Raw genomic sequence first — 14,941 nt, 5'->3', positions numbered from 1 at the left:
GTCTAGTCATTGCCGTTGTTCCCGCCCGGGTTCCCACTGGCCTCGCCGCTGTTCGCGTTGTCCGATGAGTTCGATCCGCTTCCGGAGCCGGTGTCGCCGCCGTTCGAGTTGCTGCCCGAACCGCTGTCCGAACCGCTGCCCGTGTCGGAACCGTTGTCGGAACCGCTTCCGCTTCCGGAATCGGATTCGCTGCCGCTGTCGTTGCCGGAATCATCGGCGCTCGATTCGCTCGAAGAACCCGAGTCCGAGCCCGTCTCGCTGTCCTGCGAATCGGATCCGGAGCCTGAACCCTGGTCCTGCGAATCGGAGGAGGAACCCGAGTCCGAGTTCGACCCCGAGTCGTTGCCCTGACCCCCATCGGATCCGGAATCCGAGGCCGGCTCCTCTGGCTGTTCGGCGGGACCGGCCGAGACGTAGAGGGTGACGGTGTCGCCCTCTTCGAAGGTGTATCCGTTGTCGCCCTCGCCGACATCGGCGACGGTTCCGGAGGCACGATCCGAGTTGATCTCGGTGGCGTCGACTTTCAGCCCCTTGTTCTCGAGATTCTGCGTCGCCGAGGATTCGCTCAGTCCTATGTAGTCGTTCGGATCGATCTCGATCGTCTTCGCCGCCTCCGAGGTCGGCGCCGAGGTCGACGGATCCGGTTCGGGTTCGGCATTTCCCCCGCCGAGGAAGAACCACAGCAGGGAACCGACGGCGATGAGGGCGATGATCGCAAGGATCCAGATGAGGACGCGGCCCTTGTTCGACTGCTTGTCCTTCTCGAGATCCTGGTTCTGCGGATCGTTCGGGTCGAGTTCGCCGGTTCCGGCCGCACCTGCGGCTCCCGCACCGGCAGCGCCGGCGAAACCGGGAGCCTGGCTGTTCGGGTAGACCTGCGTGGCGTCCTGGGACGCGGTGACGGGCAGGGTCTTCGTCGTGGCTGCCGGCTCGGGATTGTTGAAGACCTGGGTGAGCGCCTCGGCGGCGGCATTGCCGTGCCGCATCTGCGGGACGAGCTCCTCGGCACCGGCGACGTCCCCGGCGGAGAGCGCCTCGGCGGCCTTCGCGACCTTGAACGCATCGGAAGGGCGACGTTCGGGCTTCTTCTCCAACAGGCAGTCGACGAATCGGCGCAGCGGTTCGGAGACCGTGTCCGGCAGCGGCGGATGCTGCTGGTTGACCTGAGCGATGGCGATCGCGACCTGCGAGTCGCCCGTGAAGGGGCGCTGCCCGGCCAGGGCCTCGTAGGCGATGATGCCGAGTGCATAGAGGTCCGAGCCAGGGCCCGAACCCTTGCCGGTGGCCTGTTCGGGGGCCAGGTACTGGGCGGTGCCCATGACCTGACCGGTCTTCGTCAGCGGTGCCTGATCCGTGACGCGGGCGATGCCGAAATCCGTGATCTTGACCCGGAAGTCCGGGGTCATGAGGATGTTGCCGGGCTTGACGTCGCGGTGGATGACCCCGACCTTGTGCGCGGCACCGAGCGCGGCAGCGGCCTGGGTGACGATGCTCAGGGTGTCGGTCTCGGACAGGGGCGCGCTGCGTTCGATGATCGCCGACAGCGCTTCCCCGGGAACGTACTCCATGACGAGGTAGGGTGAGCCGTCCTCGTCTCCGTAGTCGTAGACGCCAGCGATCCCCGGGTCGGAGACCCGACCCATGTTCTGCGCCTCGGCGCGGAAGCGGGCGAGGAAAGTGGATTCGGAGAGGTATTCGTCCTTGAGGATCTTCGCCGCGACCTCGCGGCCGAGGACGGAGTCCACGCCCTTCCAGACCTCGCCCATGCCGCCGACGGCGATGCGGGAGGTGAGTTTGTATCGGTTGCCCAACAGGGTGCCTTCGACGGGTCTCATTTCTCGACCACCGCTTCCATCATGTTCTTCGCGATCGGTCCTGCCACCGTCGCACCATAAGCTTCGTTGCCTGCGTTTCCACCGTTTTCGACGACGACTGCGACCGCGATCTCCGGATCTTCGGCAGGGGCGAAGGAGATGAACCAGGCGTGGGGTGCCGCGCCCTTGGCATGCTGGGCGGTGCCGGTCTTCGCGGCGACCTTCATTCCGTCGATCTTCGCCACCGAGGCGGTGCCGTTGTCGACGACTCCGGTCATCATCTCGGTGAGCTTGTCGGCCGTATCGCCGGAGACGGGGCGGGAGAGTTCCTTCGGCCGGGTCTCGGAGATCGGTTCGAGGGTGTTCGCGTTGAGCACCCGGTCGACGAGCTGCGGTTTCATCATCTTTCCGCCGTTCGCAATGCCGGCAGTCATCATCGCCATCTGCATCGGGGTCGACCGGACCTCGTACTGACCGAGGGAGGACTGCGCGAGCTGCGGCGGGTTGAGATCGGACGGGAACGACGACGGGGTGACGTTGAGTGGGATCTCGAGGTCCTTGCCGAAGCCGAACTTCTCCGCCTGCTTCGCGACCGCGTCCTCACCGAGGTCCATGCCGAGCGAGGCGAACGAGGTGTTGCAGGATTCGGCGAGCGAATCGGCCAGGGTCGGGTGCCCGCCGTTGCGGCAGGCGCCGGAATGGGAGTTGCCGATCGTCGCCGTGGTCTGCGGCAGGTCGAGCGTCGCGGGACCGTTGAGCTGCGAATCGGGTTCGTAGTCCCCGGACTCGAGGGCAGCGGCGGCGACGAGGACCTTGAAGGTCGATCCGGGCGGGTAGAGATTGCCGCCGATGGCACGGTTGTAGGCGGGTTTGCCCTCGGCCGATTCGAGGTTCTCGAAGGCCTTGTTGGCGGCATCCGTGTCGTGGTTGGCCAGGGCGTTGGGATTCCAGCCGGGGGTCGAGACCATGGCGAGGATCTTCCCGGTCTTCGGGTTGATCGCCACGGCCGCGCCGTTCTGGTTGCCCAGACCGTCCCATGCCGCTTGCTGCACCTTCGGATCGATCGTCAGCTCCACGGCCGCGCCGCGAGGCTGCTCACCGGTGAAGAAGGATCCGACCTTGTCGTAGAAGAGCGCATCGGAGTCACCGGAGAGGTAGTCCCCGGCGGCGCGTTCCATGCCCGAAGCACCGGAGACCACCGAGTAGAAGCCGGTCAGCGAAGCGTAGGCGCGCGGATCGAGATTGTCCGAACCGTATTTGCGCTGGTACTTGTACTTGTCGTCGACAGGTTCCGAATACGCGATCGGGGTGCCGTCGACGAGGAGCGGGCCGCGGTCGCGAGCGAGCTGATCGAGGATCCGACGGTTGTTGAGCTGGTTGTCGTTGAGCGAGTCCGCGGTCACGTACTGCACCCAGCTCGTCGACCCGAACAGGAGCGCGAACATGACGAATCCGACGACTGCGATATGTGTCAGCGGCTTCTTCATCGTTCACCTCCGGAGGGTCGTGAGTCCGTGGGGTTGGTGTTGTCCGAGTCCTGGCCGCGTGCGGGCGGCAGGTTCGTCGTGGCGGCCTCGTCGTCGGTGCGGCGCAGGTTCGTCGTCGGGTCGTCCTCGTCGACAGCGTTCGCCGAGGCGGCCGGACCGACCGCGGCCCCGGTTCCGACCGCGGCCGGTGCGGTGTTCTTCCCCGGTTCCGGATCCTCGGTGACCTTGAGGACGCCGGTGTGGAACTCCTCGACGGGGCGGCGGGCATTGTCCGAGATCCGCAGCAGCAGAGCGATGATCATCCAGTTCGCGATGAGCGAGGATCCGCCCTGCGCCAGGAACGGCGTGGTCAGACCCGTCAGCGGGATGAGGCGGGTGACGCCGCCGACGACGACGAAGACCTGCAGGGCGATCGTGAAGGACAGTCCGGTGGCCAGCAGGATGCCGAAGCCGTCGCGCAGCTGCTGGGCGGTGCGGATGCCGCGCTGGAAGATGAAGAGATAGCACAGCAGGAGCACGAAGAGTCCGGCCAGGCCGATCTCCTCACCGAAGCTGGCATAGATGAAGTCGGATTCGGCGTAGGGGACCATATTCGGTCGTCCTTCACCGAAACCGGTGCCGATGAGTCCGCCGTTGGACATGCCGAACAGGCCCTGCACCAGCTGGTAGGAGCCGCCGGGGGTCTTGTTGTACTCCTCGGGGCTGAGGGCATTGAGCCACCCGGACACTCGCTGTCCGACGTGGGAGAAGAGGAAGGTCGCAGCGACGGCGCCGGCGGAGAAGAAGCCGAGGCCGAGGATGATCCAGGAGACCTTGGCGGTGGCGACGTAGAGCATGGCGACGAAGAGGCCGAAGAAGAGCAGGGAGGTGCCCAGGTCCTTCTCGAACACGAGGATGCCGACGCTGGCGACCCAGGCGATGACGATGGGACCGAAGTCGCGCAGGCGGGGGAACCGGATGCCGAGGATCTTCGGCCCGGCGGCCACGAGCTGGTCCTTGTAGCTGACGAGGTAGCCGGCGAAGAAGATCGCCAGCAGGATCTTCGCGATCTCACCGGGCTGGAAGGACAGGGGCCCGACACCGATCCAGATGCGGGCGCCGTTGATGGTCTTGCCGAGGCCTGGGACGAGCGGCAGCAGGAGGAAGACCAGGGCGGCGAAGCCGGACACAAAGGTGTAGCGGCGCAGCCAGCGGTGGTCACGGACGACGAAGATGACCGCGATGGCCAGTCCCACGCCCAGTGTCATCCACACCAGCTGGGTCATGGCCGAACCCAGGTATTCCTTCCGTCCGAGGTCGACGCGATAGATCATGGCCAGTCCGAGCCCGTTGAGCAGCACCGCGATCGGCACGAGCACGGGGTCGGCGTACTTCGCCTTGATCCAGACGACGACATGGAGGATGAGGCCCAGGGCGGCCAGCCAGCCGGCATAACCGTAGACGTTGGCCGGGATCGTGCCCTCGACGCCGAGGCCGACAAGGGCATAAGCACTGGTGGCGACGGCGATGGCCAGGATCAGGAGACCGAGTTCGGCCAGCCGGTAGGGTCTGGGTCGCGCGGTCTGCGAGGGAGCCTGGTTCATCACTGCGACTCCCGGGTGATCGCATCACTGGGGTCGGCGGATTTCGAATCCGGAGGTGAGGGTGCCGGGTCGGTCGGGTTCGTCGAATCCTCGACGTTGCCGGTCACACCGGTCGAGCGGTCGGATTCCTTGCGCAGGTTGTCGATGATGCGGTCGGCTTCATCGCGCGAACCGGCGGGGATCGAACCGTGCAGACGGTCCTGCGAATAGCTGTTGAGGCTGTCGATCTCGATGTCGGTGGTGTCGACGAGGCGGCTGAGCTCGATGGGTCCGAGTGTGGTGTCGAGACCGCGGTAGAGCGAGACCTTGCCGTCTTCGGCGGCGACGTAGTACTGGTTGCTGACGTAGTTGTAGGCGAAGAAGCCGCCCACGGCCAGCGCGATGATCACGATGGCGGTGATGATCCATCCGAGGTAGGACCTTTTCTCGACCTCGTCGTCGAGGTCGTCCTCCTCATCCGCGGCGGTTTTGGTCCGCAGCTGCCGAGTGGTGCCGTCCTGGGCTTGAACGTCGTCATCGGCCTCGCCGTCGACGGCCTGAATCGGCACGGTGTCGGTGGGAATCTCTGCGTCCTCGTAGGCCGCTTGGGTGTCGGTGTCCGCAGCAGGTTCGGTCTCGGGATTCGCACCGATCGCCGCATAGCGGGGATTGATGTGGACGGAGCCGACGGAGACTCCGCCGGGAGTCTCGACTTCGCCTTCGAGGACATCGCCGACGACGACGGTGACATTGTCGGCTCCGCCGCCGGCCAGGGCGAGATCGATGAGCTGGCGGCAGGCCTCGTCGGGGTCGGCCACCTCGGTGAGGACTCGGGAGATGTCGTCGAGGTCGGCGAAGCCGGTCAGTCCGTCCGAACACAGCATCCAGCGGTCGCCGACCTGGGCTTCGCGCAGGGACAGATCGAGATCGGGGGAGGCGCCGACGTCACCGAGGACCTTCATCACCACGGAACGCTGCGGGTGGGTCTCGGCCTCCTCGGCGGTGATCCGGCCTTCGTCGACGAGCATCTGGACGAAGGTGTGGTCATGGGTGATCGGCTGCAGCCGACCGTCGCGCAGAACATAGCCGCGGGAGTCGCCGATATGGGCGAGTGCGAAGCGATTGCCCGGGGCGCGCAGCACCGCGGTGACGGTGGTGCCCATTCCGGCGAGTTCGGGCTGTTCGCCGACGCCGCGGACGATCCGGTCATTGGCGTCGAGGATCGAGGTGCGCAGCAGTTCGAGCGCGTCCTCGCCGCCGGGTTCCTCATCGAGTTCGGCCAGACGGGCGACGGTGATCGCCGAGGCGACGTCACCGCCGGCGTGACCGCCCATACCGTCGGCGATGAGCAGGAAGTTCGGTCCGGCATAGCCGGAATCCTGGTTGTTCTTGCGCACCAGCCCGGTGTGAGACCGGGCTGCCGAACGGAGAGTGATGGTACCGCCGGTCGTCACGATTGGGTCTCCAGGGTCGTATGTCCGATGGTGATCCGGGTGCCGATGCTCAGCCGCACAGGGCCGGTCATGCGTGATCCGTCGACGATGGTGCCGTTCGTCGAACCGAGGTCCTCGAGCAGCCAGGCGCCGTTCTTCGCGGAGATCCGGGCATGGTGGCTGGACGCGAAGTCGTCGTTGATGACGATCGTGTTGTCCGGCGCACGGCCGAAGGTCACGGGGGCTCCGGAGAGCATGAGCGACTGACCGGCCAGTGGGCCGTCGGTGATGCGGATGGTGCCCGGATGGGCGTGGGCGACCGGTGCGGCCGCGGGGGCCTGCCGGGGTGCGGGAGCCGGACGGGCCGGCGGGGGCGCGGTGGCCTTGGAGCCGCCTCGGCGAGATTTCCGTCCGGCGCGGGAACGGCGGGGACCGAAGATGTCGCGGCGCAGAACTCCGGCGACTCCGAGGACGAAGAGCCAGAGGATGACGAAGAAGGCCAGCCGGAAGACGGTGACGGTGAATTCGCTCACTGGGCGTCTCGCTCGCTGTAGTGGACTTCGGCCTCTCCGGCGAGGAGGATGTCGCCGTCGGAGAGGTTCGCCGAGGTGAGTTTGCGTCCGTGCAGCAGTGTGCCGTTCGTCGAACCGAGGTCGTTGGCCACCGCATGGTCGCCTTCGACGATGATCTCGAAGTGGCGGCGGGAGACGCCCGGGTCGTCGATGACGAAGTCCGAACTCGACGAGGAGCGGCCGAAGGTGTTCGTGCCCTGGCGCAGCTGCTGGGCGCGACCGTCGATGGTCACGCTGGCCTCGATCGTGCGGCTGCGTGCGGGGGCAGGTGCGGAGGCCGGTCGGGGGGCCGGATTGGCGCGCGGGGCGGGTGTCGCCCGCGCCGGTTCCGGGGTGCGGCGCGGGGTCACGGGCCGGGAGCCGGAGTTCGGTGACTCGCCGACGACCGGGTTGGCCCGGGAGACCGGGTCGTAGCCGCCGCGATTGGCCGGCTGCGCGGCCGGGGAGCCGTCGGGGCGCTGAGTCGAGGACACGACCCGGTACATGCCCGTGTCGAGGTCATCGGCCAAGGAGAATTCGACGGACACGGGACCGACGAAGCTGTAGGCCTGCTCGACGGCGTGATCGCCGATGACTTGGCGCAGATCCGAGCGCAGTTCGGACTCGAGACCGGAGAGTCGGTCGTGATCCGTCGGTGAGAGCTCGATGATGTAGTGGTTGGCTGTCAGTGTGCGGCCGCGGGAGACCACGGCGGCCTTGTTGTCGGCCTCACGGCGCAGAGCGCCGGCGAGTTCGACGGGTTCGACCTGTGATCGGAAGGCCTTGGCAAAGGCGCCGTTGACGACGCTCTCCAGCCCCTTCTCGAAGCGATCGAGTATCCCCATGGCACCTCCTCATCAGGTGTTGCCGGTCGCAGACGAACTCTTCGCCACGCGTCTGTGTGGGCCCTGACCAGGTGGTCCCGGGTGGGCACAGTCTGAGCACATCAACACCCAATCCTAACGCGGTGAGGCTCTCAACTCACGTCGCGCGTGTTCTCGGGGCGAAGCTGTGCCGGGATTCTCGGCCCGCGTCCAGTGAAGTCGCGGGGATGGTGAGAGGTGGTGTGCGGGCTGCGCGGGGCGCGGTGCAGGCGCCGGGACGGCGGCACCGCGGGGGACGGGGGAGGGTCGTCGGACAATTGTGATCAAGGACGGGAAATGTGAACGTGGACACGTTTGTGCGCTTTCGCTCCATCCGGTTTTATGTTTCGCCGTCAGCGATGCTAGAGTTTTCTCTTGTTCGCGCGAGTGGCGGAATTGGTAGACGCGCTGGCTTCAGGTGCCAGTGGCCGCAAGGTCGTGGGGGTTCAAGTCCCCCCTCGCGCACAGCGAACATGAAGCCCCTCACCGGGACCTCGAGAAGGTCGGGTGAGGGGCTTCGTCGTGTCTGCAGAAGAGCCCCGCGGCGCAAGCCCGCAGCACCGGGGCGGGAGACCGCGGCGCGAGGCTGCGCCGCGGGGCCCGACGGGGTGGGAGGTCGCGGCTCAGCTGCGTTCGTAGACGCGGGCGCGGCCCGTGACCCCGGCGAAGCGGAACGGTCCCGCGGTCACCTTCGGGGTCGAGACGTCCTCGGCGCTCGGCAGCTCGGTCGCGTGCAGGGCGCGGTACTCGTCGATGGACAGCGGCACGCGGGCATCGAGTGCCGCGGTCACGGTCTCGCGATGCGAATGCTGCTCATAGCCGGGCACGACGCGGGCGGTGAAGAACTCTCCGACGCTTCCCGAGCCGTAGCTGAAGAGTCCGATGCGCCTGCCCGCGAGATCCGAATCGTGGTCGAGCAGCGAACACAGACCCGCATACAGCGAAGCGGTGTACGAGTTGCCGAGACGGCGGTTGTACAGGGTGCTCGCCGCCAGTCCCGTATCGCGCGGGTCGGAGGCAGAAGCGGTCTGAGCACCCGCGACGATCTCGGTGTCGAGCACCGCTCCGGTCAGACCGGCGAGGTGGACCTGCGCCTTCTTCGCCATCTTCGTGAACGGCTGGTGGTAGAGGATGCGGTCGATCTCGTCGATTCCCGGTCCGTCCTGCGTCTGCAGATCGTTCCAGGCGCCGGTGAGGGAGTCGAGGTATGCGGTGACGGACAGAGCACCGTCGACGATCGCGGTCGTCGAATCGTTCGGCCGCCAGAAGTCATCGACATCGGCGGAGTTCAGGCCCGAGACCGGTTCGATCTCGAGCAGCCTCGGGTTCGCGGAGACGAGCATCGCCACGGCTCCGGCACCCTGAGTGGGCTCGCCGGCGGTGTCGAGTTCGTAGCGGGCGACGTCCGAAGCGATGACGAGGACGCGTTGGCCGGGTGAACGCGTGACGATGCCGACGGCGGCCTGCAGCGCCGCAGTCGCCGAATAACAGGCCTCTTTGACCTCGATGATGCGCATCTGCGAGGGCAGCTCGAGCAGCGAATGCACCGCCATGCCCGCGGCCTTGGACTGGTCGGTGCCGGACTCCGTGGCGAACAGCATCGTCCTGATGCCCTCGGTGCCGCTGCGTTCGATGATGGGTGCTGCGGCCGCGGCGGCCATGGTGACGATGTCCTCATCGGGCGCCGGGAAGCTGAACTCGTCCTGCCCGAGACCGAGACGGAACTTGTTCGGATCGGTGCCGTTCGCCTCGGCGAAGTCGTCGAGTCGGACGACATGATGGGTCGTGGTCAACTCGATGTCGTCGATGCCGATCGGTGTCATGCGGCCTCGCCGTCCTCTCTGCGTTCCATCTCAAGATGTGTGGACATGAGCTCGCCCGGGTTCGTCTGCGCGGCGAGCAGCGAGAGCTCACCGCAGAGCACGGTGGCGGCCATGAGCGCGGCCAGACGGCGCGAGTTCGCACCGGGCTCGCGGTCCTCGCGGCAGCCGAGTCGCTCCAGCGCCTCGTCGACATGCGGCAGATCCTTGCCGTTGCCGACGGTGCCGACGATGAGATGCGGCAGGGTGGTCGAGAAGTACAGGCCCTCGGGTCGGTTCTCCGCATAGGTGATCCCCTGCGAGCCCTCGACGATGTTCGCCGCATCCTGACCCGTGGCCAGGTAGAAGGCGAGCAGCATGTTCGCATAGTGGGCGTTCGCCGATCGCAGCGCCCCGGCGATCGTCGACCCGACGAGGTTCTTGCGGATGACGATCTCGGTCATCTTCTCCGCGGTCGAGCGCAGGCGGCGTTCGACGACCTCGTGGGGCAGGAGGATCTCGGCGACGACATTGCGGCCGCGCCCGAGGATCCCGTTGACCGCGGTCGCCTTCTTGTCCGAGCAGTAGTTGCCCGACACCGAACCGTAGTCGAGGCCCAGCTGCCAGGACAGAATGCGCTCCATGAGCGTGTCCGAGGCCTGGGTGACCATGTTGTGGCCCGAAGCGTCGTTGGTCCGGAAGGCGAAGCGGACGAAGAGCAGATTGCCGACGATCTCCGGGTGGACCTCGATGAGCCGGGCATGGTTGCTGCCGGCCGAGACGACGTCCTCGAGTTCGGGCATGCGGTGTCGGATGGCCTGCGCGGCCGCCTCGGCGCCGATCGCGGATTCGGCGACGAAGAGCACCGACCGGGTCATGCGCTCATCGACGATGACGGTGCGGATGCCGCCGTCGATCTCACGCGAGATCGACGCGCCGCGACCGACGGAGGGCCACAGCGGGGTTTCGTACGTTGCCAGGGGCACGGCCACTTCGGTGTGGGTGCCTGTCGGAGCCAGCGCTTCGCCGCTGACCCGCAGGGGACCGACCCAGGTGGTCGGGATCCCGGTCATCGTGGTCTGCTGTTTCACAGCTGATTCCTCCTCGAAAGAACGTCAGTTCGGTGCGAGAGCGCGGTGACGTCGATTCCGCGCAGCCGGGCGAACTCGCCGAGGCGGCCTCGCGTGAGCAGGTCCGTGCCCGTGAGATCCGTGGACCGTTCGGCACCGAGCAGAGCGAACAGGGCCGAGGTCTGAGTCTGCCAGGTGCGCACGAGTTCGACGAGTCCGTCCGGACCGTGATCGAGCACGGTCTGCAGGAAGGTGCCGGCGACACCGACGGCACGAGCTCCGCAGGCCAGCGCTTTGACGACATCATAGGGGTTGCGGACTCCGCCGGAGGCCAGCAGCACACGTGACGAGACGCCGTCGGCATTCGCGTCGCCGGTGGTCGTCGACGCGTCGCCGGTGTCAGCGGGGGTGGTCCATTCCGGTGGGGCGTCGAGCAGGCAGGCCAGGGCGGACTGGCCGAAGCCGGTGAGCATGGAGAAGTCGCTGGCCCCGGCGCGGTCGTTCTCGATGCGCAGGAAGTCCGTGCCGCCGGCACCGGAGACATCGGCGAAGCGGACCCCGATGCCGGCGAGCAGCGACAGGGTGCGGCGGCTGAGTCCGAAGCCGACCTCTTTGACGACGACGGGCACGGGGCAGGCGGCGACGATGTCCTCGAGCCCTGACAGCCAGGTGGAGAAGTCGCGGGTGCCTTCGGGCATCGCGGTCTCCTGGACGGGGTTGATGTGCAGCTGCAGGGCGTCGGCCTCGAGCAGTTCGACGGCCCGGCGGGCATCGTCGGCGCTGCGACCGGCGCCGAGGTTGCCCATGACGAAGCCGTGCGGGTTCTCCTCCCGGATGACGGTGAAGCCCTTCGCGGCCTCCGCATCGTCAAGGGCCACGCTCATCGACCCGCAGGCCATGGGCAGACCGGTCTCGGCCGCGGCGATCGCGAGGTCCCGGTTGATCTTCGCCGTGGTCTCGGTGCCGCCGGTCATGCCGTTGACATAGAAGGGGGTCGGCCAGGTCCAGTCGCCGAGGTCGACGGAGAGGTCGACGCGCTCGGGACTGGTGCCCGACAGCGCATGGTGGACGAACTCGAGGTCGTCGAAGTCGCTGCGGCGGGGCCCTTCGGTCTGCTGCGCCGAAGCGAGGCGGACGTGGTCGTCCTTGCGGGAGGCGCGGGAGGCCTTGGCCTCGGGGGTCTCAGAACTCATCGATCTCGCCTTCCTCTCGGTGGGTGCCGAGGTCCAATGGTCGGATGCCTGCGGCTTCCCAGCCGGTCAGGATGGTCTGCGCATCGGTGTGGGAATGGGCCATTGCGATCCCGCAGTCGCCGCCGCCGGCGCCCGAGGGCTTCGCGGCGGCACCGTGTGCTTCAGCGATCTCGCACAGTTGGTGCAGGGTGGCGGTCTCGATGAGGCTGCCCGAGGTCTCGCCGAGGCGCTGGAGCAGGGCGCGAGCGGCGCGGATGGTCTTCAGCGCCGCTTGGGCATCATCGTCATCGAAGGCGGACACGAGATCGTCGACGAGAGTATGGGAATCGGCGGCGAAGGAGGAGAAGGGACGCGGCTCGGCGGCTACGGGCGCGGGGCCGGCCTCAGGTGCCGGGCCAGCCTCAGGTGCGGGCGCAGCATCGTGTGCGGCGCCGGGGGAGTGGACGCGTTTGACGAGGTGCTCGGTCGAGGCCGGTGAACCCGTCCATCCCACGAGGAGATCGAGAGAGGCGGGAGGAGTGATCCGCCGCGCAGAAGAGCCCGCCCATTGCGAGCAGTTCAGTGCCGAGACGACGCCATGGGCCTCACGGTGGGCGCGCAGGGCGGCACGGTCGGGCGAAGAGTAGCGGATCCACCCGCCGAAGGTGCTGGCGGCCAGATCTCCGCCCGAAGCGTTCGGCGAGATCGCGATCGTTGCCAGCAGCGCGAGTTTGAAGCGTTCGGCGGGGCTGAGGCGAAGCTCGTAGAACTCGGCGAGGGCCGCGACCGTCGCCACGGTCACCGCGGCCGAGGAGCCGAGCCCGAACTTCCGGCCGTCGGTGTCATCGAGTTCGCTGGAGATCTCAAGATCGAAATAGCGAGGGTCCGCACCTCGGGCGGCCCGCAGCTCCTCGACGGTCGAGATCGCCGAGAGCACATAGTCGGCAGGACGATGCTCGAGGACGATGGCCTCGCCGTTCTCCTCCCGGTGCCACACCAGCGGTGCCTGACCGTATTCGGAGGAGTGGATGCGGCCGGAGTCCTCACTCTCGGTCAGCCGCACCGTGATGCAGCGATCGACGGCGACGAGCACCGCCGGCTGCCCGGGGGAGACGACGGCGTATTCTCCGGCGATGAAGAGCTTTCCGGGCGCCCGGGTCTCGATCATGCGTGGCTGCCTTCACCCGCAGACGTGCCCGCAGCGGGCGGGACTTCGTCAGCGGCGGTGAGCAGGTGGGCGCCGGGGCCGGGGCCGACGACGCGGACATCGCCGAATCCGGAGAGCCTCTCCGCCAGCGCCTCGGCGTCGGAGGGGCGGACGATGACGGCGACGTTCGGACCGGCATCGGCGGTCGAATAGGCTTTGATCCCGTGCTCGCGGGCTTCGGCCACGGCGTCGAAGATCGCATGGCTGGTCGGGTTGAGGAAGCGGATCGGGGGCACAGTGGACTGGATGAGTCCGTGCATGCGCAGGGCATGGGATTCGGTGATCTCGCCGATGCGGGTGAAGTCCTCGGCGGAGCAGGCCGCGACCATCTGCTCGAGGTAGTCCTCGGTCGAGGACACCCAACCGGAGTAGAACGGGGAGGTCTCCGCCGTCAGACGCATCGCCTCGCGGGAGGACACGGCCTTCCTGGCGCGGTTGACGGTGACGATGATCATGCGCATGTCCGGGGCGTCGACGGATTCGGCGAACGAGGACTCGTCGTCACCGGCATGCCACACGGCCATCCCTGCGGCGATGGACCGGCAGGCCGATCCCGAACCGCGGCGGGCCAGACGGCTGAGCTCGCGGGCATCGAGGTCGAGGTCGAAGGCTGCGGCGGCCGCGGTCGCCAGGGCGGCGAAGCCCGACGCCGAGGAGGCCAGTCCGGCACCCGTGGGCACGGAGTTGCGGGAGCGGACAAGGACCCGGTCCTCGCGTCCGGCGAGTTCGCGGACATGGTCGAGGAAGACGGAGATGCGGTTCGTCTGCCCGGGATCGGCGAGGCTGCCGTCGAGTTCGAGGACATCGGTGGCCGCCTCCGGGGCGGGAACCACCGTGGTCGTGGTCTCGAAGTGGTCCAGGGTCAGCGAGAGGCTGCCCGCGGCGGGCAGGATGAGCTCCTCATCGGCTTTGCCCCAGTATTTGACCAGGGCGATGTTCGGGTAGGCCCGCGCCGTCGTCGTTCTCATGTCGGTCTGACCTCCGTCGTCCAGGTGCGGGGAGCTCCCGCGGCGCGCAGCGCATCCGCCAGTTCCTCGGCGGCGTCGTCTCCATCGGCCAGGGCCAGCACGCAGCCGCCGAGACCTCCGCCGGTGAGCTTGGCCCCGCGGGCTCCGGCCGCGGTGGCCGCAGCGACGAGGGAGTCCAGGCTCGGGGTGGAGACGCCGAGGCCGCTGAGCAGCTCATGGGCCTCGAGCATGCGGTGGCCGATCGTCACCTGGTCACCGGAGCGGATATCGTCCACGGCGGCATCGGTGAGCTCGGCCAAGCGGTCGATCATCGCGCCGATGCGCGTCGGATCCGCGTCACGGCGGGCACGCACTCCGCCGACCGCCTCGGCGGTGGACCCGTGGTGACCGGAATCGGCGAGGACGAAGACGAGGCGCTGACCGACATCGATCGTCTCCGCGCACCCGGTCTGGAAGCGGATCGGGGCGGGTTTGGCCACTGCCCAGGCATCGATGCCGCTGGGGCGGCCGTGGGCGACGGTCTCGGCGGCCTGCACGATCTCGTGGAGGGCCTCCTCGTCGAAGACGGTGGCATGGAGATTCGCCACGGCCCGGGCGACGGATGTGGCCACGGCGGCACTCGATCCCAAGCCCCGGCTGTGGGGGATCGCCGAACGGATGAGCAGCTCCACCTCGGCGTCGGGATCGCCCACGCCCTCAAGGGCGGCGGTCAGCCCGGCGACGACGGGACCCATCGGCTCCGGGGCGGTCTGCGCGTTCCCGGAGAACAGCTGGCTCTCGATCCGGGTCTCCTGCTCCGGTGACCGGCGGATATCGGTCTGGACTCCGAGGCCGTGCAACGGCACGGCGACGGCGGGAGAGCCGTAGACGACCGCGTGTTCGCCGAACAGGATGGCCTTGGCATGGGCGAAGCCCTGAGCTGTGCCTGCGGCGGCCGGAGGCGGTTCGGTCTGAGAGGAATTGTGCATGCAGGAGGATTTCGGAGTCTGTGGATTGATTCCACCATCATATGCCG

The 14,941-nt window shown here is 67.7% G+C and carries 12 protein-coding genes and 1 tRNA gene; 1 reads left to right on the top strand and 12 read right to left on the bottom strand.

Annotation, left to right across the window (positions count from 1 at the left end; translation table 11 throughout):
• Positions 1 to 2 precede the first annotated feature (2 nt).
• From ACSE4D_RS08060 to ACSE4D_RS08035, 6 genes are read right to left on the bottom strand one after another with little or no spacing between them, the layout of a single operon-like run.
• Positions 3 to 1,835 (bottom strand): protein kinase domain-containing protein, encoded by a 1,833-nt coding sequence (locus ACSE4D_RS08060; protein ID WP_436327025.1) that lies wholly within the window; start codon positions 1,833 to 1,835, stop codon positions 3 to 5.
• On the bottom strand, positions 1,832 to 3,301 hold the full coding sequence (locus tag ACSE4D_RS08055) for a peptidoglycan D,D-transpeptidase FtsI family protein (RefSeq protein WP_425119131.1): 1,470 nt from the start codon (positions 3,299 to 3,301) through the stop codon (positions 1,832 to 1,834). The genes ACSE4D_RS08060 and ACSE4D_RS08055 overlap by 4 nt, the downstream gene beginning before the upstream one ends.
• Positions 3,298 to 4,884 carry an FtsW/RodA/SpoVE family cell cycle protein gene (locus ACSE4D_RS08050; RefSeq protein WP_436327024.1) on the bottom strand — a complete coding sequence of 529 codons (1,587 nt, stop codon included), beginning with the start codon at positions 4,882 to 4,884 and terminating at the stop codon, positions 3,298 to 3,300. Before ACSE4D_RS08050 ends, ACSE4D_RS08055 begins: the two co-directional genes overlap by 4 nt.
• A complete protein-coding gene (locus ACSE4D_RS08045; RefSeq protein ID WP_425119133.1) occupies positions 4,884 to 6,260 on the bottom strand; it encodes a PP2C family protein-serine/threonine phosphatase in 1,377 nt (458 codons plus the stop codon). The genes ACSE4D_RS08050 and ACSE4D_RS08045 overlap by 1 nt, the downstream gene beginning before the upstream one ends.
• A 53-nt stretch (positions 6,261 to 6,313) precedes the next feature.
• Positions 6,314 to 6,829 carry an FHA domain-containing protein FhaB/FipA gene (locus tag ACSE4D_RS08040; RefSeq protein ID WP_135537647.1) on the bottom strand — a complete coding sequence of 172 codons (516 nt, stop codon included), beginning with the start codon at positions 6,827 to 6,829 and terminating at the stop codon, positions 6,314 to 6,316.
• A complete protein-coding gene (locus tag ACSE4D_RS08035) occupies positions 6,826 to 7,692 on the bottom strand; it encodes an FhaA domain-containing protein (protein WP_425119134.1) in 867 nt (288 codons plus the stop codon). Before ACSE4D_RS08035 ends, ACSE4D_RS08040 begins: the two co-directional genes overlap by 4 nt.
• Positions 7,693 to 8,091: 399 nt before the next feature.
• On the opposite strand from ACSE4D_RS08035, the gene ACSE4D_RS08030 reads away from it, so the two are divergent.
• A tRNA-Leu gene (locus tag ACSE4D_RS08030) sits at positions 8,092 to 8,175 on the top strand.
• A gap of 158 nt (positions 8,176 to 8,333) precedes the next feature.
• On the opposite strand, the gene ACSE4D_RS08025 is transcribed toward ACSE4D_RS08030, so the two are convergent.
• From ACSE4D_RS08025 to mvk, 6 genes are read right to left on the bottom strand one after another with little or no spacing between them, the layout of a single operon-like run.
• Positions 8,334 to 9,533: a hydroxymethylglutaryl-CoA synthase gene (locus ACSE4D_RS08025; protein ID WP_425119135.1), complete on the bottom strand. Its 1,200-nt coding sequence runs from the start codon at positions 9,531 to 9,533 to the stop codon at positions 8,334 to 8,336.
• Positions 9,530 to 10,600 (bottom strand): hydroxymethylglutaryl-CoA reductase, encoded by a 1,071-nt coding sequence (locus tag ACSE4D_RS08020; protein ID WP_240689559.1) that lies wholly within the window; start codon positions 10,598 to 10,600, stop codon positions 9,530 to 9,532. The genes ACSE4D_RS08025 and ACSE4D_RS08020 overlap by 4 nt, the downstream gene beginning before the upstream one ends.
• A complete protein-coding gene (locus tag ACSE4D_RS08015; protein ID WP_425119136.1) occupies positions 10,597 to 11,772 on the bottom strand; it encodes an alpha-hydroxy-acid oxidizing protein in 1,176 nt (391 codons plus the stop codon). The genes ACSE4D_RS08020 and ACSE4D_RS08015 overlap by 4 nt, the downstream gene beginning before the upstream one ends.
• Entirely contained in the window at positions 11,762 to 12,919 is a 1,158-nt protein-coding gene (locus ACSE4D_RS08010; RefSeq protein ID WP_135537643.1) for a phosphomevalonate kinase, read from the bottom strand. Before ACSE4D_RS08010 ends, ACSE4D_RS08015 begins: the two co-directional genes overlap by 11 nt.
• Positions 12,916 to 13,926 carry a diphosphomevalonate decarboxylase gene (mvaD, locus tag ACSE4D_RS08005; RefSeq protein WP_135537642.1) on the bottom strand — a complete coding sequence of 337 codons (1,011 nt, stop codon included), beginning with the start codon at positions 13,924 to 13,926 and terminating at the stop codon, positions 12,916 to 12,918. The genes ACSE4D_RS08010 and mvaD overlap by 4 nt, the downstream gene beginning before the upstream one ends.
• Positions 13,923 to 14,894, bottom strand: a complete 972-nt coding sequence (mvk, locus tag ACSE4D_RS08000; RefSeq protein WP_167854332.1) for a mevalonate kinase — start codon at positions 14,892 to 14,894, stop codon at positions 13,923 to 13,925. Before mvk ends, mvaD begins: the two co-directional genes overlap by 4 nt.
• Positions 14,895 to 14,941 lie beyond the last annotated feature (47 nt).

This window comes from Brevibacterium sp. FAM 27836 (genome assembly GCF_051351055.1).
In the GTDB taxonomy this organism is placed as follows: Bacteria; Actinomycetota; Actinomycetes; order Actinomycetales; family Brevibacteriaceae; genus Brevibacterium.
This window is presented reverse-complemented; position numbering and strand designations above follow the sequence as displayed.